The sequence below is a fragment of the Pseudomonas sp. 05N431 genome, assembly GCF_056397005.1.
Genome location: NZ_JBFTMN010000006.1, coordinates 213,994 through 235,885, shown reverse-complemented (window position 1 = coordinate 235,885; position 21,892 = coordinate 213,994). Strand labels below are relative to the sequence as shown.

Annotated in this window: 21 protein-coding genes, 3 tRNA genes and 1 pseudogene; 22 read left to right on the top strand and 3 right to left on the bottom strand. The window is 57.0% G+C overall.

The window, feature by feature from the left end:
* Window position 1 precedes the first annotated feature (1 nt).
* Together greA and AC1DIG_RS13715 are read left to right on the top strand one after the other, a co-directional pair.
* Complete coding sequence (gene greA, locus AC1DIG_RS13720; protein WP_071555727.1) at window positions 2–478, top strand: transcription elongation factor GreA; 477 nt, start codon at window positions 2–4, stop codon at window positions 476–478.
* 28 nt (window positions 479–506) lie between these two features.
* Entirely contained in the window at window positions 507–911 is a 405-nt protein-coding gene (locus AC1DIG_RS13715; RefSeq protein WP_019691784.1) for a hypothetical protein, read from the top strand.
* 9 nt (window positions 912–920) lie between these two features.
* Here the strand turns inward: AC1DIG_RS13715 and AC1DIG_RS13710 are convergent, their stop codons facing one another.
* Window positions 921–1,229 (bottom strand): YhbY family RNA-binding protein, encoded by a 309-nt coding sequence (locus AC1DIG_RS13710; RefSeq protein ID WP_019691785.1) that lies wholly within the window; start codon window positions 1,227–1,229, stop codon window positions 921–923.
* A 101-nt stretch (window positions 1,230–1,330) separates the two neighbouring features.
* Between AC1DIG_RS13710 and rlmE the strand changes: the two genes are divergently transcribed.
* From rlmE to AC1DIG_RS13630, 16 genes are all read left to right on the top strand, one after another.
* Window positions 1,331–1,960, top strand: coding sequence for a 23S rRNA (uridine(2552)-2'-O)-methyltransferase RlmE (gene rlmE, locus AC1DIG_RS13705; protein WP_007933535.1), 630 nt, complete (start codon window positions 1,331–1,333; stop codon window positions 1,958–1,960).
* A 202-nt stretch (window positions 1,961–2,162) separates the two neighbouring features.
* Entirely contained in the window at window positions 2,163–4,067 is a 1,905-nt protein-coding gene (gene ftsH / locus AC1DIG_RS13700) for an ATP-dependent zinc metalloprotease FtsH (RefSeq protein ID WP_477767728.1), read from the top strand.
* An 8-nt stretch (window positions 4,068–4,075) separates the two neighbouring features.
* The gene (folP, locus tag AC1DIG_RS13695; RefSeq protein WP_477767727.1) at window positions 4,076–4,927 is read left to right on the top strand and encodes a dihydropteroate synthase; all 852 of its coding nucleotides are present in this window, start codon (window positions 4,076–4,078) and stop codon (window positions 4,925–4,927) included.
* Window positions 4,928–4,943: 16 nt separating this feature from the next.
* Window positions 4,944–6,281: a phosphoglucosamine mutase gene (gene glmM / locus AC1DIG_RS13690; protein WP_477767726.1), complete on the top strand. Its 1,338-nt coding sequence runs from the start codon at window positions 4,944–4,946 to the stop codon at window positions 6,279–6,281.
* Window positions 6,282–6,347: 66 nt separating this feature from the next.
* Entirely contained in the window at window positions 6,348–7,103 is a 756-nt protein-coding gene (tpiA, locus tag AC1DIG_RS13685) for a triose-phosphate isomerase (RefSeq protein ID WP_477767725.1), read from the top strand.
* A gap of 4 nt (window positions 7,104–7,107) precedes the next feature.
* Entirely contained in the window at window positions 7,108–7,491 is a 384-nt protein-coding gene (secG, locus tag AC1DIG_RS13680) for a preprotein translocase subunit SecG (protein WP_054594060.1), read from the top strand.
* Between the two features lie 22 nt (window positions 7,492–7,513).
* Window positions 7,514–7,599, top strand: a tRNA-Leu gene (locus tag AC1DIG_RS13675).
* A 96-nt stretch (window positions 7,600–7,695) separates the two neighbouring features.
* Window positions 7,696–7,772: transfer RNA gene (locus tag AC1DIG_RS13670), tRNA-Met, on the top strand.
* A gap of 139 nt (window positions 7,773–7,911) precedes the next feature.
* The gene (rimP, locus tag AC1DIG_RS13665; protein ID WP_477767788.1) at window positions 7,912–8,370 is read left to right on the top strand and encodes a ribosome maturation factor RimP; all 459 of its coding nucleotides are present in this window, start codon (window positions 7,912–7,914) and stop codon (window positions 8,368–8,370) included.
* Window positions 8,371–8,417: 47 nt separating this feature from the next.
* Window positions 8,418–9,899 (top strand): transcription termination factor NusA, encoded by a 1,482-nt coding sequence (nusA, locus tag AC1DIG_RS13660; protein ID WP_019691793.1) that lies wholly within the window; start codon window positions 8,418–8,420, stop codon window positions 9,897–9,899.
* 26 nt (window positions 9,900–9,925) lie between these two features.
* Complete coding sequence (gene infB, locus AC1DIG_RS13655) at window positions 9,926–12,442, top strand: translation initiation factor IF-2 (protein ID WP_477767724.1); 2,517 nt, start codon at window positions 9,926–9,928, stop codon at window positions 12,440–12,442.
* Between the two features lie 159 nt (window positions 12,443–12,601).
* Window positions 12,602–13,003 carry a 30S ribosome-binding factor RbfA gene (gene rbfA, locus AC1DIG_RS13650; protein WP_019691795.1) on the top strand — a complete coding sequence of 134 codons (402 nt, stop codon included), beginning with the start codon at window positions 12,602–12,604 and terminating at the stop codon, window positions 13,001–13,003.
* Between the two features lie 3 nt (window positions 13,004–13,006).
* Window positions 13,007–13,924, top strand: a complete 918-nt coding sequence (gene truB / locus AC1DIG_RS13645; RefSeq protein WP_477767723.1) for a tRNA pseudouridine(55) synthase TruB — start codon at window positions 13,007–13,009, stop codon at window positions 13,922–13,924.
* A gap of 117 nt (window positions 13,925–14,041) precedes the next feature.
* The gene (rpsO, locus tag AC1DIG_RS13640) at window positions 14,042–14,311 is read left to right on the top strand and encodes a 30S ribosomal protein S15 (RefSeq protein ID WP_011332409.1); all 270 of its coding nucleotides are present in this window, start codon (window positions 14,042–14,044) and stop codon (window positions 14,309–14,311) included.
* Between the two features lie 196 nt (window positions 14,312–14,507).
* On the top strand, window positions 14,508–16,613 hold the full coding sequence (gene pnp / locus AC1DIG_RS13635) for a polyribonucleotide nucleotidyltransferase (RefSeq protein ID WP_477767722.1): 2,106 nt from the start codon (window positions 14,508–14,510) through the stop codon (window positions 16,611–16,613).
* 189 nt (window positions 16,614–16,802) lie between these two features.
* Window positions 16,803–16,878 (top strand) — tRNA-Thr (locus tag AC1DIG_RS13630).
* A 7-nt stretch (window positions 16,879–16,885) separates the two neighbouring features.
* Here the strand turns inward: AC1DIG_RS13630 and AC1DIG_RS13625 are convergent.
* Window positions 16,886–17,392, bottom strand: coding sequence for a hypothetical protein (locus tag AC1DIG_RS13625; protein ID WP_477767721.1), 507 nt, complete (start codon window positions 17,390–17,392; stop codon window positions 16,886–16,888).
* A 301-nt stretch (window positions 17,393–17,693) separates the two neighbouring features.
* Here AC1DIG_RS13625 and AC1DIG_RS13620 point away from each other — a divergent pair, with 301 nt between their 5' ends.
* Complete coding sequence (locus AC1DIG_RS13620) at window positions 17,694–17,999, top strand: DUF6388 family protein (RefSeq protein WP_054598178.1); 306 nt, start codon at window positions 17,694–17,696, stop codon at window positions 17,997–17,999.
* A 38-nt stretch (window positions 18,000–18,037) separates the two neighbouring features.
* On the opposite strand, the gene nadC is transcribed toward AC1DIG_RS13620, so the two are convergent.
* A complete protein-coding gene (gene nadC / locus AC1DIG_RS13615) occupies window positions 18,038–18,886 on the bottom strand; it encodes a carboxylating nicotinate-nucleotide diphosphorylase (protein WP_477767720.1) in 849 nt (282 codons plus the stop codon).
* 356 nt (window positions 18,887–19,242) lie between these two features.
* Between nadC and AC1DIG_RS13610 the strand changes: the two are divergent.
* From AC1DIG_RS13610 to ampE, 3 genes and pseudogenes are all read left to right on the top strand, one after another.
* Window positions 19,243–20,346: pseudogene (locus AC1DIG_RS13610) on the top strand (DUF1631 family protein); the annotation flags it as partial.
* A gap of 74 nt (window positions 20,347–20,420) precedes the next feature.
* Window positions 20,421–20,981, top strand: coding sequence for a 1,6-anhydro-N-acetylmuramyl-L-alanine amidase AmpD (gene ampD, locus AC1DIG_RS13605; RefSeq protein ID WP_477767719.1), 561 nt, complete (start codon window positions 20,421–20,423; stop codon window positions 20,979–20,981).
* A complete protein-coding gene (gene ampE, locus AC1DIG_RS13600) occupies window positions 20,978–21,814 on the top strand; it encodes a regulatory signaling modulator protein AmpE (protein WP_477767718.1) in 837 nt (278 codons plus the stop codon). The genes ampD and ampE overlap by 4 nt, the downstream gene beginning before the upstream one ends.
* Window positions 21,815–21,892 lie beyond the last annotated feature (78 nt).

The following is a 21,892-nucleotide window of genomic DNA, read 5'->3' as shown; positions in this document are numbered from 1 at the left end:
CATAACCAAGTACCCAATGACCGTTCAGGGCGCGAAGGCCCTGGAAGAAGAACACGCTCACCTGACCAAGGTCGTCCGTCCGAAGCTCAGCCAGGACATCGGTACGGCCCGCGAGTTGGGTGACTTGAAGGAAAACGCCGAATACCACGCTGCTCGCGAGCAGCAGGGTATGGTCGAGGCGCGGATCCGTGACATCGAAGGCCGCATGCAGAATGCGGTAATCATCGATGTCACGAGCATTCCTCACACCGGTAAAGTGATTTTCGGTACCACCGTTGAAATCGCCAACGTCGAAACGGATGAAAGTGTCACTTACCACATCGTGGGCGAGGATGAGGCTGACTTCAAACTCGGCAAGATCTCCGTCAGTTCACCACTTGCTCGCGCCTTGATTGCCAAGGAAGAGGGTGATGTGGTGGCGGTCAAAACGCCTAGCGGCGTTATCGAGTACGAGATTGTCGAAGTCCGCCATATCTGAAGGCAAGCGCCTGCGTCGTGCGGGCGCCATGCTTTGGCAACTGACTCAGATGTTATGGGTTGGCGGCCTGTGGTTGTTGCACATCGGTCTGCTGCCGGTGCTGGGCCGTATTGGCCTGGCGCCGCTGTTGGTCGAAGAAATTTCAAGCATGCTGAGTGCGCTGCTGGTCGGGTTTTCAGCGGCGTGCGTGGTTTTTCAGGTTTTGGTGCTGGTTCAGGCCAAGGGCCTTGTCAGTCTATGGCGCGATATTCGCGGGCAACTGCTGTTGATAGCGCTGTACGCGAGTGCGATGTACTTCGTCGTGCGAATCGACTGGCCGCAGGCGCAGCACTGGTTGTTGTTCAGCTATCTTGTGCTGGGTTTTTCCGGGTTGCTGCTGGTTTTGCAGCCGGTGCCGGGATGGGGTGGCAGGGTGCGCGAAGCACACCCTTGACCCGTATCATCACTTGAAGCGATGGACGTTCGACAGCTGCTTGTTGACGCTGAAGTTCTTGCGGTAAATCAGCGCCATCTTGCCGATGACTTGCACCAGATCCGCTTTGCCGGCCTTGCACAGTTCTGCAATGGCTGCCAGGCGCGATTCGCGATCGAGGATGCTGAGCTTGATCTTGATCAGCTCGTGATCGCCCAATGCGCGTTCCAGTTCGGCTAAAACACCTTCAGTCAAACCGTTGTCAGCCACAGTCAAAACTGGTTTCAGATGGTGGCCAATGGACTTGTACTGTTTCTTCTGCTCTTGAGTGAGCGGCATAATCTGACCCTTTCGTCTGGATTCTGTAAAATGGCGGCCATTTTACCCGAGGGCTCGTGGATCCGCCCAATTAATCACGACCCTTATCATCGAGGTGCCCAATGGCGCGTTCCAAGACAAGCCTTGGTTGGCTGAAAAGACATGTCAACGATCCCTATGTGAAGCAGGCGCAGAAGGATGGCTACCGCTCGCGTGCGAGTTACAAGCTTCTGGAGGTCCAGGAGAAATACAAGCTGATCCGTCCCGGCATGAGCGTTGTCGACCTGGGTGCGGCGCCCGGGGGGTGGTCGCAGGTGACTAGCCGTCTGATTGGTGGTCAGGGGCGTCTGATCGCCTCGGACATTCTGGAAATGGACAGCATTCCGGACGTGACTTTCATTCAGGGGGACTTCACCGAGGACGAAGTGCTCACGCGGATCCTTGAAGCTGTGGGTAATTCGCAGGTGGACCTTGTGATTTCCGATATGGCCCCCAATATGAGTGGTACGCCTGAAGTGGACATGCCAAAAGCCATGTTTCTTTGCGAGCTGGCGCTAGATTTGGCGGAACGGATACTCAAGCCGGGTGGTAATTTTGTGATCAAGATTTTTCAGGGCGAAGGGTTTGATGTTTACCTGAAGGATGCTCGTCGGAAATTCGACAAGATCCAGATGATCAAGCCAGACTCTTCCCGTGACAGTTCCCGCGAGCAATACATGCTGGCTTGGGGTTACCGCGGGCGTAGTGAGTAAAACGAGGTTTTTTGGCGGGGTGATAGGTTTTTCATATTTCGCCCCGCGTGCATTAGCGAATATCGTGTAGAAAGTGTTTCACAAAGGGTTACAGACGGCGCCTGCCAGAGCCGTAGGTAATGTAGTAAGTTAGGCCGGTGAATATCATGCGAAGCGCGCGCCAGTAGCGGAGCTTGCTTCAGAGGGTAGTTAATTGAACGATATGGCAAAGAATCTGATCCTGTGGTTGATCATCGCGGCTGTCCTGGTGACGGTGATGAACAACTTCTCCAGCCCTAACGAGCCACAGACCCTCAACTATTCCGACTTCATCCAGCAGGTCAAGGATGGCAAGGTCGAGCGCGTAGCCGTGGACGGTTATGTCATTACTGGCAAGCGCAATGATGGCGACAGCTTCAAGACCATTCGTCCGGCGATTCAGGACAACGGTCTGATCGGCGACCTGGTGGATAACCACGTAGTCGTTGAAGGCAAGCAGCCTGAACAGCAAAGCATCTGGACTCAGCTCCTGGTCGCAAGCTTCCCGATCCTGGTGATCATCGCCGTCTTCATGTTCTTCATGCGGCAGATGCAGGGCGGTGCCGGTGGCAAGGGCGGGCCGATGAGCTTCGGCAAGAGCAAGGCGCGCCTGCTTTCCGAAGATCAGGTGAAAACCACCCTGGCTGACGTTGCCGGTTGCGACGAAGCCAAGGAAGAAGTGGGCGAACTGGTCGAGTTCCTGCGTGATCCGGGCAAGTTCCAGCGCCTGGGTGGTCGTATTCCTCGCGGTGTGCTGATGGTGGGGCCTCCGGGTACCGGTAAAACCCTGTTAGCCAAAGCTATTGCCGGTGAAGCCAAAGTACCGTTTTTCACCATCTCCGGTTCCGACTTCGTCGAAATGTTCGTTGGTGTGGGTGCCAGCCGTGTTCGCGATATGTTCGAGCAGGCGAAAAAACACGCTCCGTGCATTATCTTCATCGATGAAATCGACGCTGTCGGTCGCCATCGTGGTGCAGGCATGGGCGGTGGTCACGACGAGCGTGAACAGACTCTCAACCAGTTGCTGGTAGAGATGGATGGTTTCGAAATGAATGACGGCATTATCGTCATCGCCGCAACCAACCGTCCTGACGTGCTTGACCCTGCGCTGTTGCGTCCGGGCCGTTTTGACCGTCAGGTTGTCGTGGGGCTGCCGGATATTCGTGGTCGTGAGCAAATCCTGAAGGTCCATATGCGCAAAGTGCCGATGGGTGATGACGTTGCTCCAGCGGTTATCGCACGTGGTACGCCTGGTTTTTCCGGTGCCGACCTGGCCAACCTGGTGAACGAGGCTTCGCTGTTCGCTGCTCGTACCGGCAAGCGTATTGTCGAGATGAAAGAGTTCGAACTGGCGAAAGACAAGATCATGATGGGTGCTGAGCGCAAATCCATGGTCATGTCCGAGAAAGAGAAACAGAACACCGCTTATCACGAAGCGGGTCACGCGATCGTTGGTCGTGTGGTTCCCGAGCACGATCCGGTCTACAAGGTCTCGATCATCCCGCGCGGCCGAGCGTTGGGTGTGACGATGTTCCTGCCGGAAGAGGATCGCTACAGTCTGTCCAAACGTGCGTTGATCAGCCAGATCTGCTCGCTGTATGGCGGCCGTATTGCTGAAGAGATGACCTTGGGCTTTGATGGCGTGACCACGGGTGCATCGAACGACATCATGCGTGCCAGCCAGATAGCACGAAACATGGTCACTAAGTGGGGCTTGTCGGAAAAACTCGGTCCTTTGATGTATGCCGAAGAAGAGGGCGAAGTGTTCCTCGGTCGTGGCGGTGGTGGTCAACACGCCAGCTTCTCGGGCGAGACTGCCAAGCTGATTGACTCTGAAGTGCGCAGCATCATTGACCAGTGCTACGGCACGGCCAAGCAGATCCTGACGGATAACCGCGACAAGCTTGATGCCATGGCCGATGCGCTGATGAAGTACGAAACCATCGATGCCGATCAGATCGACGACATCATGGCTGGTCGCACACCGCGTGAGCCTCGTGACTGGTCGGGTGGAACCGGTACTCCTCCTCCTGTCGTACAGGAAGAGCGTCCGGAAACTCCTATCGGTGGCCCGGCCGCCGACGTCTAAGGTTTGAAATGACTCTTGTACAGTCCTCAACCCGGTTGCCTTGCGGCAACCGGGTTCTTGATTTGGCCCATGCGCATGTCATGGGCATTCTCAATGTCACTCCTGATTCCTTCTCCGATGGTGGACGCTTCAGCCAGCTTGATGCTGCTTTGCGACACGCTGAGGCGATGGTGGCTGCCGGTGCGACCCTCATTGATGTAGGGGGGGAGTCGACCCGACCTGGCGCTCGGGCGGTCTCGCCGCTTGAGGAGCTAGAGCGCGTGGCGCCGATCGTCGAGCGTATTCATCGCGAACTGGACGTGATTATCTCGGTCGATACCTCGACACCTGCAGTCATGCGTGAAACTGCACGCCTGGGAGCAGGTCTGATCAACGACGTACGTTCGTTGCGTCGAGACGGCGCGCTGGATGCGGCGGCAGCTACCGGATTGCCGGTGTGCCTGATGCATATGCTCGGTGAGCCGGGAGATATGCAGGACAATCCACATTATGATGACGTGACGAGCGAAGTCGGTGAGTTTCTTTCCGAGCGTATGGCGTCATGTGCTGCGGTCGGTATTCCGGCCGAACGGATCATTCTTGATCCGGGTTTCGGGTTTGCGAAAAATTTGCAGCACAATTTGAGTCTGTTCAAGCATATGGAAGCCCTGCATGCCTTGGGGCGGCCCCTGTTGGTCGGGGTTTCGCGAAAGAGCATGATCGGGCAGGCATTGAATCGCCCGGTGGGAGAGCGGCTGCATGGCGGCCTGGCTCTCGCGGCGTTGGCTGTCGTCAAGGGTGCGCGCATCTTGCGCGTGCATGACGTGGCCGAAACGGTAGATGTGGTACGGATGATCACAGCAGTTGAATCAGCCGAATAAGAATGATGGAGCGCTTATGACTAAGAAATATTTTGGCACCGACGGCATTCGTGGTCGGGTCGGCGAATATCCGATTACCCCTGAATTCATGCTCAAGCTTGGTTGGGCTGCGGGCATGGCCTTTCGCAGCAAGGGTGCTTGCAAGGTTCTGGTCGGCAAGGACACTCGAATCTCTGGTTATATGTTCGAGTCGGCACTTGAGGCCGGGCTTACCTCTGCCGGAGCTGACGTCATGTTGTTGGGGCCGATGCCTACCCCGGCTATCGCCTATTTGACGCGTACCTTCCATGCTGAAGCTGGCATTGTGATCAGTGCTTCGCACAACCCTCATGACGATAACGGCATCAAGTTCTTCTCCGGCCAGGGCACGAAACTGCCGGACGATGTTGAGCTGATGATCGAAGAGTTGCTCGATATGCCGATGACCGTCGTTGAGTCGAGCAAGATCGGTAAAGTCTCGCGAATCAATGATGCCTCTGGCCGTTACATCGAGTTCTGCAAAAGCAGTGTTCCAACGGGTACCAATTTCGCCGGTCTGAAAGTCGTGATCGACTGCGCTCACGGTGCTACCTACAAAGTGGCGCCGAGTGTTTTTCGTGAGTTGGGCGCGCAGGTGACGGTGCTTTCTGCACAGCCTGACGGCCTGAACATCAATCACAATTGCGGTTCGACCCATATGGGGCAATTGCAGGCGGCTGTAGTGGCCGAGCAGGCCGACCTGGGTATTGCTTTCGATGGTGATGGTGATCGGGTGTTGATGGTTGATCACACTGGCGCGATCGTCGATGGTGATGAGTTGCTGTTCATCATTGCGCGCGATCTGCATGAGCGTAACAAGTTGCAGGGTGGCGTTGTTGGAACCTTGATGAGTAACCTGGGGCTGGAATTGGCCCTGGCGGACCTGGGGATTCCTTTTGTGCGGGCCAACGTCGGTGATCGCTATGTAATCGCCGAGCTGCTTGAGCGTAACTGGTTGGTGGGTGGTGAAAACTCCGGTCACGTCGTGTGCTTCAGCCATACCACCACAGGTGACGCGATTATCGCTGCGTTGCAGGTGTTGATGGCGCTGAAGCGTCGTTCAGAAGGTCTTGCGCAATCGCGCCAGGCGCTACGCAAATGCCCTCAGGTCTTGATCAATGTGCGTTTCGGTGGTGGTGCAAACCCGGTCGAACATGCCGCTGTCAAAGAAACCGCCGAGCGCGTCACCCAGGCTATGGCAGGGCGTGGTCGCGTGTTGTTGCGCAAGTCTGGCACCGAGCCGCTGGTGCGTGTCATGGTCGAAGGCGAGGACGAAACTCTGGTTCGTGGTTACGCCGAAGAGCTGGCAAAACTGGTTGGTGAAGTTTCTGCCTGATTTCGGCTTGCCAGCAATGATGTGGTTGGGTAACATCTGCGCCCACTTTGACCGACGAGGTACAGCATGCGTCGCCCTATGGTAGCTGGTAACTGGAAGATGCACGGTACCCGCGCCAGCGTCGCTGAGCTGATTAACGGCCTTCGTCATCTGGCCTTGCCGAGCGATGTTGAGGTCGCGGTATTCCCGCCTTGCTTGTATATCAATCAAGTGATTGATGGCCTGGAAGGCACGTCGATTTCGGTCGGCGCGCAGAACTCTGCGGTGGAAGCCATGCAAGGTGCATTGACCGGTGAGATTGCACCGAGTCAGTTGGTGGATGCAGGTTGTTCCCTGGTGCTCATTGGGCACTCCGAACGTCGCCAGATCATCGGCGAGTGTGACGAGACGCTGATTCGCAAGTTTGCAGCGGCACAGGCATGTGGCTTGATTCCGGTGTTGTGCATAGGGGAGACCCTTGAACAGCGTGAAGCCGGAAAAACGCTTGAGGTTGTCGGGCGTCAGCTGGGCAGCATCATCGATGAGCTGGGTGTTGGTGTATTTGCAAAAGCGGTAATCGCTTACGAGCCGGTCTGGGCCATTGGCACCGGGCTGACTGCTTCGCCGCAACAAGCGCAGGATGTGCATGCAGCCATTCGTGAGCAGTTGGCGGCAGAGAATTCTGAAGTCGCACAAGGTGTGCGGCTTCTATACGGCGGCAGCGTGAAGGCGGCCAATGCGGTCGAACTGTTCGGCATGCCGGATATCGATGGGGGGCTCATTGGTGGAGCTTCCCTGAATGCAGATGAGTTCGGTGCGATTTGTCGCGCCGCGGGAAACTGAAAAAATGCTGGAAACAGTCGTAGTCGTTTTTCATCTGCTGGGTGCACTGGGCGTAGTTGCTCTCGTATTGCTGCAGCAGGGTAAAGGTGCGGATGCTGGCGCGTCTTTCGGAGCAGGTGCTTCAAATACTGTGTTCGGAAGCCAAGGTTCCTCTACCTTTCTTAGTAAGTTTACTGCTATACTTGCCGCAGGTTTCTTCATAACCAGCTTAGGGTTAGGTTACTTTGCTAAAGAGAAAGCTCACCAGCTGACTCAAGTAGGTTTACCAAATCCAGCAGTGTTGGAAGTTCCAAAGCAAAAACCGGCTTCTGATGATGTCCCGGTGCTTCAAGAGCAAAAGTCGGCAACCAATGCGACTGACGTACCTCCAGCTCAAGAGCAAAAGTAAGAAGGGTTTCAAACGTAGTATTGCCGAGGTGGTGGAATTGGTAGACACGCAACCTTGAGGTGGTTGTGCCCATAGGGTGTAGGGGTTCGAGTCCCCTTCTCGGTACCAATTATCAGGAGAGCCCGCTGTTGCGGGCTTTCTTGTAGGTGGAAGGTTACATTGACCCTGTTAGGGATCGGTCGTATACTTCCGCCCCAGCTTTGTCGCGGGGTGGAGCAGTCTGGTAGCTCGTCGGGCTCATAACCCGAAGGTCGTCGGTTCAAATCCGGCCCCCGCAACCAGTTTCAGGAGCCCCTTTTCAGGGGCTTTTTGTTAGCTGGACACTTTATAACGCCGCTGTTCAACGGCGTTTCAGGGATGGGCGTTTCGCCCATTTTTTTATTTTGCATAGCATGCATTTACATGCACGAGGGGGTTCAGGTGTCGAGCAAGCTAGAACAGTTGCAGGCCTTGTTGGCCCCGGTGGTCGTGGCCCTTGGCTATGAATGCTGGGGTATTGAGTTTTCGGCTCAAGGTCGCCACTCACTGTTGCGCGTTTATATCGATAAAGAAGGCGGTGTGCTGGTGGACGATTGTGCCATCGTCAGCCGTCAGATCAGCGGTGTACTGGATGTTGAAGATCCGATCTCCGTTGAATACACCCTTGAAGTTTCCTCGCCTGGCATGGAACGCCCGCTGTTCACGCTTGAACAGTTTGCAAAGTTTGCCGGTGACCAAGTGAAGATCAAGCTGCGCTCGCCTTTCGAAGGTCGACGCAACTTTCAGGGCCTTCTGCGCGGTGTAGAAGAGCAGGACATCGTGGTGCAGGTTGAAGACCATGAATTCCTGTTGCCGATCGATATGATCGACAAGGCCAACATTATTCCCAGTTTTGACTGAGACGCGGATCCCGCGGATCCAATGGCTTGCGAAAGGCGAGGCGTACGATGAGCAAAGAAGTACTGCTGGTTGTTGAGTCGGTATCCAATGAAAAGGGCGTACCGGCAAACGTAATTTTTGAAGCGCTGGAGCTGGCTCTGGCCACTGCTACCAAAAAGCGTTTTGAAGACGAAGTTGATCTGCGTGTGGAAATCAATCGCCACACCGGTGCTTATGAAACTTTCCGTCGCTGGACGGTAGTCGAAGAAGCAGACCTGGATGATCCGGCTGTTGAAACCTGGCCGAGTAAGGTCCAGGAAACGCATCCCGGCGCGAAGGTCGGTGATGTTGTCGAAGAAAAAATCGAGTCCATCGAGTTCGGCCGTATCGCTGCGCAGACTGCCAAGCAAGTTATCGTGCAGAAAGTCCGCGAAGCCGAGCGTGCTCAAGTCGTTGATGCCTACCGCGAGCGCCTGGGAGAAATCATCTCCGGCACCGTGAAGAAAGTAACCCGCGACAACGTGATCGTTGACCTGGGTAACAACGCTGAAGCGCTGCTGGCTCGTGAAGACATCATTTCTCGCGAAACTTTCCGGGTAGGTGTGCGCCTGCGTGCACTGCTCAAGGAAATCCGCACCGAGAACCGCGGCCCGCAGCTGATTCTGTCGCGTACCGCGCCAGAAATGCTGATCGAGTTGTTCCGCATCGAAGTGCCGGAAATCGCTGAAGGCCTGATCGAAGTAATGGCTGCGTCCCGTGACCCGGGTTCGCGCGCCAAGATCGCGGTCCGCTCCAAAGACAAACGCATCGACCCGCAAGGTGCTTGCATTGGTATGCGCGGTTCGCGCGTCCAGGCAGTGTCGGGCGAATTGGGCGGTGAGCGTGTGGATATCGTCCTGTGGGACGACAACCCGGCGCAGTTCGTGATCAACGCCATGTCCCCGGCTGAGGTTGCGGCAATTATCGTTGACGAAGATGCCCATGCAATGGACATCGCCGTTGGCGCAGACAATCTGGCTCAGGCCATCGGTCGCGGTGGTCAGAACGTGCGTCTGGCTAGCCAGTTGACTGGCTGGACCCTGAACGTGATGACCGAATCGGACATCCAGGCTAAACAGCAAGCAGAAACCGGCGACATCCTGCGCAACTTCATCGACGAGCTGGAAGTCGACGAAGATCTGGCACAGGTGCTGGTTGATGAGGGCTTTACCAGCCTGGAAGAGATTGCCTACGTACCGTTGGAAGAAATGCTCAACATCGATGGCTTTGACGAAGACACCGTCAACGAGCTTCGCGCTCGGGCCAAGGATCGTTTGTTGACTAAAGCCATCGCTACTGAGGAAAAGCTGGCAGACGCCCATCCGGCCGAAGACCTGCTCTCGCTTGAGGGTATGGACAAGGATTTGGCGATGGAACTGGCGGTGCGCGGCGTAATTACCCGCGAAGACCTGGCCGAGCAGTCTATTGACGACCTGCTCGACATCGACGGCATTGACGATGATCGTGCCGGCAAGTTGATCATGGCCGCCCGAGCCCATTGGTTCGAGTAATAGGCGCGGCCTGAGGAGAGAAGTGCATGACGCAAGTCACGGTGAAACAACTGGCCGATGAGGTCAAAACACCGGTAGAGCGCCTGCTGCAGCAGATGCGTGAGGCAGGTCTGCCGCACACCGCCGCCGAGGAACATGTGACCGACAGTGAGAAGCAATCTTTGCTGACTCACTTGAAAAGCAGCCACAAGGCGAAAGTGGAAGAACCGCGCAAAATCACGTTGCAGCGTAAAACCACCAGCACCCTGCGTGTTGCTGGCAGCAAAAGCATCAGCGTTGAAGTGCGCAAGAAGAAAGTCTTCGTACAGCGCAGCCCGGAAGAAATCGAAGCCGAGCGCAAACGCGAACTGGAAGAACGTCGCGCAGTAGAAAATGCTGCACGTCAGAAGGCTGAAGAAGAAGCCAAGCGTCGCGCCGAAGAAGAAGCGCGTCGCCAGCCTGCTGCTGCGCAACCTGCTGCTAATGAAGCTGTTGCAGCACCTGTTGCAGTTGCCGAGCCAGTGCGTGAAGCACCGGTTGTAGCTGCTGCGTCAGTGGCTGACACTCGCAAACGCGACGAACAGCGTCGTCCGGACAAACCACGTGCCGACGATAACAATCGTCGTGGCGCGGGTGATGGTGAGCGTAAAAACGCTCCGCATCGCGCTTCGGTCAAGGAAAAAGCGCCAGCTCCACGCGTTGCGCCACGCACTACCGACGAAGAAAGCGATGGCTTCCGTCGTGGTGGTCGCGGCAAGGCCAAGCTGAAGAAACGCAACGCTCACGGTTTCCAGAGCCCAACCGGCCCTGTCGTGCGCGAAGTGAAGATCGGCGAGACCATCACTGTTGGCGATCTCGCTCAGCAGATGTCGGTCAAGGCTGCTGAAATCATCAAGTTCATGTTCAAACTGGGTACTCCAGCGACCATCAACCAGGTACTTGACCAGGAAACTGCTCAACTGGTTGCTGAAGAGCTGGGCCACAAAGTGACCCTGGTCAGCGACACCGCCCTGGAAGATTCCCTGGCCGAGTCCCTGAAGTTTGAAGGTGAGGCCTTCTCCCGTGCGCCAGTCGTGACCGTAATGGGCCACGTTGACCACGGTAAGACCTCGCTGCTCGACTATATCCGTCGTGCCAAGGTAGCTGCTGGCGAAGCCGGCGGCATCACCCAGCACATCGGTGCGTACCACGTTGAAACCGAACGCGGCATGGTCACCTTCCTCGACACCCCTGGTCACGCCGCGTTTACCGCCATGCGTGCTCGTGGTGCCAAGGCGACCGACATCGTGATCCTGGTGGTTGCAGCGGACGACGGCGTGATGCCGCAGACCATTGAAGCCGTACAGCACGCCAAGGCTGCTGGTGTTCCACTGGTTGTTGCAGTGAACAAAATCGACAAGCCGGGCGCCGATCTCGATCGCATCCGTAGCGAGCTGTCGGTTCACGGCGTGACCTCGGAAGAGTGGGGCGGCGACACTCCGTTCGTATCGGTTTCGGCGAAAGTCGGTACCGGTGTAGACGAGCTTCTCGAAGCTGTTCTGTTGCAAGCTGAAGTTCTCGAACTGAAAGCGACTCCTTCGGCTCCTGGCCGTGGCGTCGTGGTTGAATCGCGTCTCGACAAAGGTCGTGGCCCGGTTGCAACCGTTCTGGTTCAGGACGGCACCCTGCGCCAAGGCGACATGGTGCTGGTCGGTTCGAACTATGGCCGCGTTCGCGCCATGCTCGACGAGAACGGCAAGCCAATCAAGGAAGCTGGTCCTTCCATCCCTGTCGAGATTCTCGGCCTGGACGGTACCCCGGACGCTGGCGACGAGATGAGCGTGGTTGCCGACGAGAAGAAAGCCCGTGAAGTGGCTCTGTTCCGTCAAGGCAAGTTCCGCGAAGTCAAACTGGCTCGTGCTCACGCAGGCAAGCTGGAAAACATCTTCGAGAACATGGGCCAGGAAGAGAAGAAGACGCTTAACATCGTCCTCAAATCCGACGTCCGTGGTTCGCTGGAAGCGTTGAACGGCGCCTTGAACGGCCTGGGTAACGACGAAGTGCAAGTGCGTGTAGTCGGTGGCGGTGTCGGTGGTATCACCGAGAGCGACGCCAACCTGGCACTGGCCTCCAACGCTGTACTGTTCGGCTTCAACGTGCGTGCCGATGCCGGCGCTCGCAAGATCGTCGAGCAGGAAGGTCTGGATATGCGTTACTACAACGTGATCTACGACATCATCGAAGACGTCAAGAAAGCCCTGACCGGTATGCTTGGCAGCGACGTTCGGGAGAACATCCTGGGTATCGCTGAAGTCCGCGACGTGTTCCGTTCGCCGAAGTTTGGCGCGATCGCCGGTTGCATGGTTATCGAAGGTGTTGTGCACCGTAACCGTCCAATCCGTGTACTGCGTGAAGACATCGTTATCTTCGAAGGCGAGCTGGAATCCCTGCGCCGCTTCAAGGATGACGCTTCCGAAGTACGTGCCGGCATGGAATGCGGTATCGGTGTGAAGAGCTACAACGACGTCAAAGTCGGTGACAAGATCGAAGTCTTCGAGAAGGTTCAGGTTGCTCGCAGCCTCTAACTCGCGCACTTCAAGAGCCGTGATGGGCAGCCGCATGCAAATGCACGGCGCATCACCCGGACTCTAAACGCAACGCCCGGTCTGGCTTCTGTCAGGCCGGGCGTTTGCCGCTTTCAGACCACACGGGTTTCACCGTGAGGCAGTAACAGGTAACAAGACATGGCAAAAGAATACAGCCGTACCCAACGTATCGGCGATCAGATGCAGCGTGAGCTGGCACAGCTGATCCGTCGTGAAGTCAAAGACCCGCGCGTCGGCCTGGTCACCATTACCGCTGTTGAAGTCAGCCGTGACGTCGGTCACGCCAAGATCTTCATCACCGTGATGGGGCAGGACAGCGCAGACGATATCGCTCAAAGTATCAAGGTGCTGAACTCGGCTGCCGGTTTCCTGCGCATGCAGTTGGCTCGCGAGATGAAGCTGCGCAGCGTTCCTCAGCTGCACTTCCACTACGACGAAAGCGTCGTGCGTGGCGCTCATCTGTCGGCATTGATCGAACGCGCCGTGGCTGAAGACAATCAGCACCCGGTTGCGGCAGAACCCGTAGACACCAAGGAGTAATCGGTGGCTCAGGTCAAACGTATCCGTCGTAACGTCAGCGGCATCATCCTGCTCGACAAGCCGCTGGGGTTCACCTCCAACGCGGCGTTGCAGAAGGTTCGCTGGCTGCTCAATGCCGAGAAGGCCGGGCACACCGGCAGTCTTGATCCGTTGGCCACCGGCGTGTTGCCGCTGTGCTTCGGTGAGGCGACCAAGTTCTCGCAATACCTGCTCGACTCCGACAAGGGCTATGAAACCCTGGCGCAATTGGGCAAGACCACCACCACGGCAGACGCTGAAGGTGAAGTTTTGCAGGAGCGCCCGGTGACCGTTGGTCGCGCCGATATCGAAGCAGTTTTGCCGAAATTTCGTGGGCAAATCAGTCAGATACCGCCGATGTACTCAGCCCTCAAGCGTGACGGCCAGCCGTTGTACAAGCTGGCTCGTGCAGGTGAAGTGGTGGAGCGCGAACCGCGTTCTGTTACTATTGCGCGCTTGGAATTGCTGGCCTTTGAAGGTGATACTGCGCGCTTCGCCGTAGATTGCAGCAAAGGCACCTATATCCGCACCCTCGTGGAGGATATTGGTGAAGAGCTCGGTTGTGGTGCTTACGTTGCGCAGTTGCGACGTACCCAGGCCGGTCCGTTCAGCCTGGCCCAGACGGTCACGCTGGAAGAGTTGGAAGCAGTACATGCCGAAGGCGGCAACGAAGCGGTTGATCGCTTCCTGATGCCATCGGACAGCGGCCTGCTGGATTGGCCACTGTTGCAGTTCTCGGAGCACAGCTCGTTCTACTGGCTCAACGGCCAGCCGGTACGCGCTCCGGATGCACCGAAGTTTGGCATGGTACGCGTACAGGATCACAATGGTCGCTTCATCGGTATCGGTGAAGTGAGCGAAGACGGGCGTATCGCGCCCCGTCGACTGATTCGGTCAGAATGACCGGACGAGGGTGGCTGTTAACAGGCACGGTCACTACTCATTTTTAGATACAGGGATTTGTCCCTGGCCTGTTGAAACTGTTTCTTTGAAACAGTTTCCTGATAAAAGGATTGCCTCATGGCTCTCGACGTTCAAGAAAAAGCTCAAATCGTAGCTGACTACCAGCAAGCTGTTGGTGACACTGGTTCGCCAGAAGTGCAAGTTGCACTGCTGACCGCCAACATCAACAAACTGCAAGGTCACTTCAAGGCCAACGGTAAAGATCACCACTCCCGTCGTGGTCTGATCCGCATGGTTAACCAGCGTCGTAAGCTGCTGGACTACCTGAAAGGCAAGGACGTGAGCCGTTACAGCGCTCTGATCGCTCGCCTGGGTCTGCGTCGCTAATAAGCGATTGCGCTAGAGGTTGGTTGTCTGTCGTGCGTCAGCGGGTTTCCCGCAGACGCATGGCAGGCTCCCAGCCTCAAGTTTTATCTGGACACACGTTTTACCCCTGGACAAGGGTTGGGCCGATTCCCGACATTGCCCAAGAATTTCGCAAGAAAACCAGTTCCCCCAAGAGCCACAAAGAAGGTAGGACACCGTGAACCCGGTAATCAAAAAATTCCAGTTCGGTCAGTCGACCGTTACCCTCGAGACTGGCCGTATCGCCCGTCAGGCCTCCGGCGCAGTATTGGTCACCGTTGACGACGACGTCAGCGTATTGGTGACCGTAGTCGGTGCCAAACAAGCCGATCCAGGCAAGGGCTTCTTCCCTCTGTCTGTTCACTACCAGGAAAAAACCTACGCTGCCGGTAAGATCCCTGGCGGTTTCTTCAAGCGCGAAGGCCGTCCTTCCGAGAAAGAAACCCTGACTTCCCGACTGATCGACCGTCCGATCCGTCCGCTGTTCCCTGAAGGCTTCATGAACGAAGTGCAGGTTGTCTGCACCGTCGTTTCCACCAGCAAGAAAACCGATCCGGACATCGCTGCGATGATCGGTACCTCGGCTGCGCTGGCGATCTCCGGCATTCCTTTCGATGGCCCGATCGGCGCTGCCCGCGTTGCGTTCCACGAAAGCACCGGCTATCTGCTGAACCCGACTTACGAACAACTGAAAGCATCGAGCCTGGACATGGTCGTTGCCGGTACTTCGGAAGCGGTATTGATGGTTGAATCGGAAGCCAAAGAGCTGACCGAAGACCAGATGCTGGGCGCGGTACTGTTTGCTCACGACGAGTTCCAGGTTGTGATCAACGCTGTTAAAGAACTGGCTGCCGAAGCTGCCAAGCCAACCTGGACCTGGGCCCCTCAGCCTGAAGCTACCGCACTGCTGGGCGCTATCCGTGCCGAGTTCGGCGACGCGATCTCCCAGGCCTACACCATCACCGTCAAGGCCGACCGTTACGCTCGCTTGGGCGAACTGAAAGACCAGGTTGTTGCCAAGCTGTCCGGTGAAGAAGGCCAGCCTTCGTCCAGCGACGTCAAAGCTGCTTTCGGTGAAATCGAGTACCGCACCGTTCGCGAAAACATCGTTAACGGCAAGCCACGTATCGACGGTCGCGACACCCGTACCGTACGTCCGCTGAGCATCGAAGTTGGCGTTCTGCCAAAGACCCACGGTTCGGCATTGTTCACCCGTGGCGAAACCCAGGCTCTGGTAGTCGCGACTCTGGGCACCGCCCGTGACGCACAACTGCTGGACACCCTGGAAGGCGAGAAAAAAGACCCGTTCATGCTGCACTACAACTTCCCTCCGTTCTCGGTGGGCGAGTGTGGTCGCATGGGTGGCGCTGGTCGTCGCGAAATCGGTCACGGCCGTCTGGCCCGTCGTTCGGTTCAGGCCATGCTGCCTGCTGCTGACGTGTTCCCGTACACCATCCGTGTGGTATCGGAAATCACCGAGTCCAACGGTTCCAGCTCCATGGCTTCGGTCTGCGGTGCTTCCCTGGCTCTGATGGACGCTGGTGTGCCGATGAAGGCGCCGGTTGCCGGTATCGCGATGGGCCTGGTTAAAGAAGGCGAGAAGTTCGCCGTTCTGACCGACATCCTGGGCGACGAAGACCACCTGGGCGACATGGACTTCAAGGTAGCCGGTACCTCCAAAGGTGTTACCGCGCTGCAGATGGACATCAAGATCAAAGGCATCACCGAAGAAATCATGGAAATCGCTCTGGGCCAAGCCCTGGAAGCGCGCCTGAACATTCTCGGCCAGATGAACCAGATCATTGCCCAGTCGCGTACCGAGCTGTCGGAAAACGCTCCGACCATGATCGCGATGAAAATCGACACCGACAAAATCCGTGATGTCATCGGTAAAGGCGGCGCGACCATTCGTGCGATCTGTGAAGAGACCAAGGCTTCGATCGACATCGAAGACGACGGTTCGATCAAGATCTTCGGCGAAACCAAAGAAGCCGCAGAAGCTGCGCGTCAGCGCGTTCTGGGTATCACCGCTGAAGCTGAAATCGGCAAGATCTACGTGGGTAAAGTTGAGCGCATCGTCGACTTCGGCGCATTCGTCAACATCCTGCCAGGCAAGGACGGTCTGGTTCACATCTCCATGCTGAGCGACGCTCGCGTAGAGAAAGTGACCGACATCCTGAAAGAAGGTCAGGAAGTGGAAGTACTGGTACTGGACGTGGACAACCGCGGCCGTATCAAGCTGTCCATCAAAGACGTGGCAGCTGCCAAGGCTTCGGGCGTTTAATTACCCCGCAGCTTAAGCGCTGAACAAGCAAACGCCCCGACTGGTTCGGGGCGTTTTGCTATGTGCAGTAAATGGCTTTTGTAGCAGCTGGCTTCGCCAGCTGCTACAGGGGCTCAGAGCAAATCCGTGAAAAATGAGGCGCTTGTCCAGGTTGCCCGACCCCAAACTCAGTGCTAGCTTTAGCCCACCGCCCGTGTAGCTCAGCCGGTAGAGCAGCGCACTCGTAACGCGAAGGTCGCAGGTTCGATTCCTGTCTCGGGCACCACTTCCCCTTATTTCACTTTGCGGCTCAATTCCTCGACGGTACGTTTGAGCTGCTCCATCGCACGATCCTGATCGCTGATGTCCCGTTTCAGGTTCGAGATTTCGCTGCTGTTCGAGTTGGAGCTGGAGCCGCTGTTGCGCTTGAGGTCTTCCACCTGCCGACCGAGATTATCCAGATCACGTTCCTGCTCTTTGACCTTGCTCTTGAGGTCGTCGATCTCCTTGCTGCTGGAGCTTGAGCTGGAACCGCTGCTACGCTTGAGCTCTTCGATCTGGCGCGTCTGGTCTTTGATGGTTTCCTGCATCTTTTTCAGTTCGTCGACGCGCAAATCGCTTTTGACCAGAACGTCCTTGCCGTATTCACTGTGGATGGCGGAGAGTTTGTCATCGTAGGACGGACCGCCGTTGCTCAGCTCAATGCCGGCCATTGCGGTGCCCGGCAGAGCCAGGACACCCAGCAGGGCGGTCATTGCGGTGGCGGACAGAACAGAAGAAAACTTCGAAAAGCTGTGCATCACTGAGGTTCCTTGTGAAGTACCGATATGGCACATCGCTATGACTTTGGATTTTAAATTATGTTCCCGAGGCTCCTGATGCACCCTGCATGAAACTTTTTGTGGAATAGATGTAAAGAGCCGTGTAATTCACGGGCCAAACGTCCTATATTCGGTGCCTGCATGAGCATCGCCCAGCAGTTTTCAGATGATCCCGAATGGTTCTGAAGGCCAGATAAACCGGGCTTCAAACGGTTTCCTGCGTCAGAGAGATCCTTGATGATCCAGATCCATCTTCCATTCCCAGATCAGAGAGAACGAAATGACCGTGAACGAAATGACTCAAGAACAAAGACACGAAGAGGCCCTCAAGAAGTACATGCTTGATGCGCCAGAACTGATGGAAGAGATCAAGAACCTGAGCGCCGACGATCAGAAAGATCAGATTCAGTGGGCGTTCGAGGACGAGGCAGAAGCGCAGGGCTTGCAGCCCTGGGAGTTGACGCTCAAGTACACCTCAACACCGGAAGAATACGAAGCGACGCGGCTTGCGTTGCACAAGGAAGCAGCTGAAGTGCTGGGCGTCGAGTGGGAAGAATACTGCGAGATGAACAATCTGGTGGTTTGAAAGCAACGCCAGCCTCATGAGGCTGGCGTTTCTTTTTGTCAGAGGCTCAAGCGCATCGACAGGTCTACAGCCTTCACATCCTTGGTCATCGCCCCAATCGAGATGTAATCCACGCCCGTCTCGGCGATCGGCCGCAAGGTGCTTTCGTTGACACCACCGCTGGCCTCGAGCTTCGCCTTGCCGGCATTCAGGCGCACGGCTTCGCGCATGTCGTCCAGGCTCAGCTCATCGAGCATGATGATGTCGGCACCCGCCGCGAGGGCCTCCTTGAGCTCCTCCAGGCTTTCCACTTCAACCTCCACCGGTTTGCCCGGCGCGATCTTGTGCGCGGCAGCAATGGCTTGAGGGATACCACCGCAGGCAGCGATATGGTTTTCCTTGATCAGAAAAGCGTCGTACAGGCCGATGCGGTGGTTGTGGCAGCTGCCACAGGTCACGGCGTACTTTTGCGCCAATCGCAGCCCAGGCAGGGTTTTGCGGGTATCCAGCAGTTTCACCTGAGTATCGGCAACGAAGTCGGCCAGGTATTGCGCACGAGTGGCGACCCCGGAAAGCAGCTGCAGGAAGTTCAGCGCGCTACGCTCGCCGGTCAGCAGCGAACGGGCGGGACCCTCGAGGTGGAACAACGCCTGATTGGGGCTCACGCGTTCACCGTCGCGCACTTGCCAGTGCACCGCGACCCGTGGGTCCAGCTGCCGAAACACCGCATCGACCCAGGCGGTGCCGCTGATGACGGCTGCATCACGGGTAATGATCGTGGCTTTGGCCAGGCGTTCGGCCGGGATCAGTTGTGCGGTGATGTCGCCGCTGCCGATGTCTTCAAGCAACGCACGGCGCACGTTGGCTTCGATTTCGGCGGTCAAATCGGCGAGGCGTAGATTCGGCATAACGGGCTCCACTAACAAAGTGGCCTGATTATAGGGCCATGCGGCAAGCTAACCCAAGGCGCGCTCTACTTTCAGCAGGTTCTAAAACCTGCATTTGGTCGTCTCGCCCGCTTTATTTCTCCTGCGTTCGGATCTGTTATCGAACGCTATTTCAAGGGGCGATACAGAGTCTGCTGGCACTCGGAAGGTCTTTTGCAAGATAATCCGCCTTGCGTTTGACGTCATAGCCTTGACGTCTCTTTGGCTTCCCGATACTTGAAATGCAGCGCGGTGCATCGCGATTGCGTTGTGAGCCGGCGGTGAGCGTTTGTCGCTTCACATCGAACCGAGGAATCACCCCTTTGCAGGAGGCTTGGATGCACAACGACGGGAATGTAGTGCCTTTGCACAAGGTCGCTACCGATCAGGCGAATCCATCGCCGCTCGCCCGCCTGCCGGTGATTCTGCTCCAGGTTCGTGACAAGGCTGTGCAACAACTCAGGCTCGGCTTGCAGGAGCTGTTCGATAACGCCGACGACACCTTGTTCGAAATGGCCGACCGGGCACAGAACAATGTTGAGCAGAACATCTTCTTTGAAGCCATGCGCGATTTGCGCCTCAAGCGCAAAAACATCGAGCGCGGCTTTCACGAGCTTTTCTTCGAGGCCTTTGCCGGCCTCATCCAGTACGACCCGACTCACGCCGCCTTGCCGCTGGCGATGAGTGTCGACCCCTCGTGCGAGCTCTCCAGCGACGAGTTTGAGCGGCAAGTGGCGCTGGAAGCCATGGTCGCCAAGGCGCTCAACCGGGACGGCTTTGCCCTTGGACAACTGACCGCGCGCCTGAGCGTGCTGCTGGGCAAGCCCCTGGATGATTCGCGCAATCCCATGGGGCCGGCCATGCTCTGCGAGTATTTTTTGCAGGCCGGACGCAATCTGGGGGTGGAGATCAAGGTCAAGCTGATCATCCTCAAATTGTTCGAACGCTATGTGCTCAGCGATGCTGATCAGCTCTATGCGCAAGCCAACCAGATACTGATTGCCACGGGCGTTCTGCCTGAACTCAAGGCCGCTCCTGCGCGCCGCGTCACGGACCGGGCGGCGGCCAGTGTTCGTGCAGAGTCCAGCGGATCGGGCGTCAGATCCAGCAATCCGCACATCGACGACAGCGTGCAGGAAGTCTTCGCTGCCTTGCAGGCGTTGCTGTACCCCGTGCGCGGCAGTGTTGCGCCGACGTTCGAGGCGAGCGCCCAGAGCCAGCCCATCTCGACCCGCGATTTGCTGCGCCTGCTCTCGCATTTGCAGCAATTCGTGCCGGCCCCTGCCGCCCTGGATGATTTCGACCTGCGCAATCAGCTCGAACAGTTGCTAACCCGGGTCAGCGTTAAAAGTGGCAAGTCTCGGGTGGTCGGGGTAGCGGACGAGGATGTGATCAATCTGATGGTGATGCTCTTCGAATTCATTCTCGCCGACCCTCAATTGCGGCAAGTGATCGCAACCTGAGGGGCGATCACGGCATACTGGAGCCCATCAGAGCCGTCATTGAAGGAGCCTGTATGCAGTTGGACCCCGCGAGCGGTTGGTTTGAAGGCGTGCGCCATTGCCCGTCCCCCAACTTCAATGCGCGCCCCACGGGCGAAATCTCCTTGCTGGTGATCCACAACATCAGCCTGCCACCGGCGCAGTTCGCGACGGGCAAGGTGCAGGAATTTTTTCAGAACCGCCTGGATGTCACTGAGCACCCCTACTTTGAAGGGATTGCCGACTTGCGTGTGTCTGCACATTTTCTGATCGAGCGTGACGGCTCGATCACACAGTTTGTCTCTTGTCTTGATCGGGCATGGCACGCAGGCGTTTCCCGGTTCGAGGGGCGCGAAGGCTGTAATGATTTCTCCCTTGGCATTGAGCTTGAAGGCACTGATGATCTGCCGTTCACCGAGGCTCAATATCACGCGCTGATTGCCTTGACCCGCCAATTGCAGTCTACGTTTACAGCCATCACCCATTCACGTATCCAGGGGCATAGCGATATCGCACCCGGGCGCAAGACGGATCCGGGACCGGCGTTCGACTGGGCACGCTATCGCGGGGCTCTGGAAAAAGGGGAAGCACAATGAGTTTTCTGGTGTTACTGCTGGCGGTCTGGATCGAGAAATTCTCGGCCTTGCGTCATCAAGTTCAGCGCGACAGTGGATGGTTGCGAGAGCTGGCCAAGTATGAAACCAGCCCAAAGCTTGCGAATCGGCCTTGGCTGGTGCTGGCATTGCTGGTGCTGTTCCCTGTGGCGTTACTCGGCTTTTTGTTGCTGGTACTGCAGCCGGTAGCCTATGGCTTGCTGGCCTTGCCGGTGCATTTGCTGGTGGTGATTTACAGCCTGGGCCGTGGTGATCTGCTCGGCGGCCTGGGACCGTTTCGTGATGCCTGGCGCCGGGAAGACCTGCAAGCGGCGGCGCTCGTTGCCAAACGTGACCTGGATATTTGCGCCGACAGCGGCGAGCAGTTGCTGCAGAAGGTTCAAGCTCATTTGCTGTGGCAGGCTTACCAGAGTTTTTTTGCGGTGATTTTCTGGTACTTCCTGCTAGGTCCGGTGGCGGCCCTGAGTTATCGCTTGCTGGCCCTGGCGGCCGAGCACGGCAAGAACCCGGCAGTGGCCGAGCGCGCCGCACAATTGCGACATGCCTTTGACTGGCTGCCGGTGCGTTTGCTGGCTGCGAGTTTTGCACTGGTCGGCAACTTCGTCGCGGTCAGCCGGGTGATGCTCCATGAATTGTTGAACTGGAATATCAGCGCCGCGCAGTTGATCGAGAACGTCGGCGTGGTGGCGGGTGAGATTCCGGCACCCGTGGCGGGGCCTGAAGGGATTCAAAACCTGGATCAGATCTGGGAACTGCTGCTGCGAGCGGCGGTGGTCTGGTATGCCGGGTTTGCCATTTGGACCGTGCTGCCCTGATTTCTGCATAACCCCGAACTGTAGCAGCTGCCGAAGGCTGCGTTCGGCTGCGAAGCAGTCGTAAATCCTGCTTGCGCG

Excerpts from the sequence above, each read along its gene's own strand:
- AC1DIG_RS13715 (WP_019691784.1), top strand. The coding sequence starts at position 507 with ATGCTTTGGCAACTGACTCAGATGTTATGGGTTGGCGGCCTGTGGTTG.
- AC1DIG_RS13710 (WP_019691785.1), bottom strand. The coding sequence starts at position 1,229 with ATGCCGCTCACTCAAGAGCAGAAGAAACAGTACAAGTCCATTGGCCAC.
- rlmE (WP_007933535.1), top strand. The coding sequence starts at position 1,331 with ATGGCGCGTTCCAAGACAAGCCTTGGTTGGCTGAAAAGACATGTCAAC.
- ftsH (WP_477767728.1), top strand. The coding sequence starts at position 2,163 with ATGGCAAAGAATCTGATCCTGTGGTTGATCATCGCGGCTGTCCTGGTG.
- folP (WP_477767727.1), top strand. The coding sequence starts at position 4,076 with ATGACTCTTGTACAGTCCTCAACCCGGTTGCCTTGCGGCAACCGGGTT.
- glmM (WP_477767726.1), top strand. The coding sequence starts at position 4,944 with ATGACTAAGAAATATTTTGGCACCGACGGCATTCGTGGTCGGGTCGGC.
- tpiA (WP_477767725.1), top strand. The coding sequence starts at position 6,348 with ATGCGTCGCCCTATGGTAGCTGGTAACTGGAAGATGCACGGTACCCGC.
- secG (WP_054594060.1), top strand. The coding sequence starts at position 7,108 with ATGCTGGAAACAGTCGTAGTCGTTTTTCATCTGCTGGGTGCACTGGGC.
- nusA (WP_019691793.1), top strand. The coding sequence starts at position 8,418 with ATGAGCAAAGAAGTACTGCTGGTTGTTGAGTCGGTATCCAATGAAAAG.
- infB (WP_477767724.1), top strand. The coding sequence starts at position 9,926 with ATGACGCAAGTCACGGTGAAACAACTGGCCGATGAGGTCAAAACACCG.
- rbfA (WP_019691795.1), top strand. The coding sequence starts at position 12,602 with ATGGCAAAAGAATACAGCCGTACCCAACGTATCGGCGATCAGATGCAG.
- rpsO (WP_011332409.1), top strand. The coding sequence starts at position 14,042 with ATGGCTCTCGACGTTCAAGAAAAAGCTCAAATCGTAGCTGACTACCAG.
- AC1DIG_RS13625 (WP_477767721.1), bottom strand. The coding sequence starts at position 17,392 with ATGCACAGCTTTTCGAAGTTTTCTTCTGTTCTGTCCGCCACCGCAATG.
- AC1DIG_RS13620 (WP_054598178.1), top strand. The coding sequence starts at position 17,694 with ATGACCGTGAACGAAATGACTCAAGAACAAAGACACGAAGAGGCCCTC.
- nadC (WP_477767720.1), bottom strand. The coding sequence starts at position 18,886 with ATGCCGAATCTACGCCTCGCCGATTTGACCGCCGAAATCGAAGCCAAC.
- ampD (WP_477767719.1), top strand. The coding sequence starts at position 20,421 with ATGCAGTTGGACCCCGCGAGCGGTTGGTTTGAAGGCGTGCGCCATTGC.
- ampE (WP_477767718.1), top strand. The coding sequence starts at position 20,978 with ATGAGTTTTCTGGTGTTACTGCTGGCGGTCTGGATCGAGAAATTCTCG.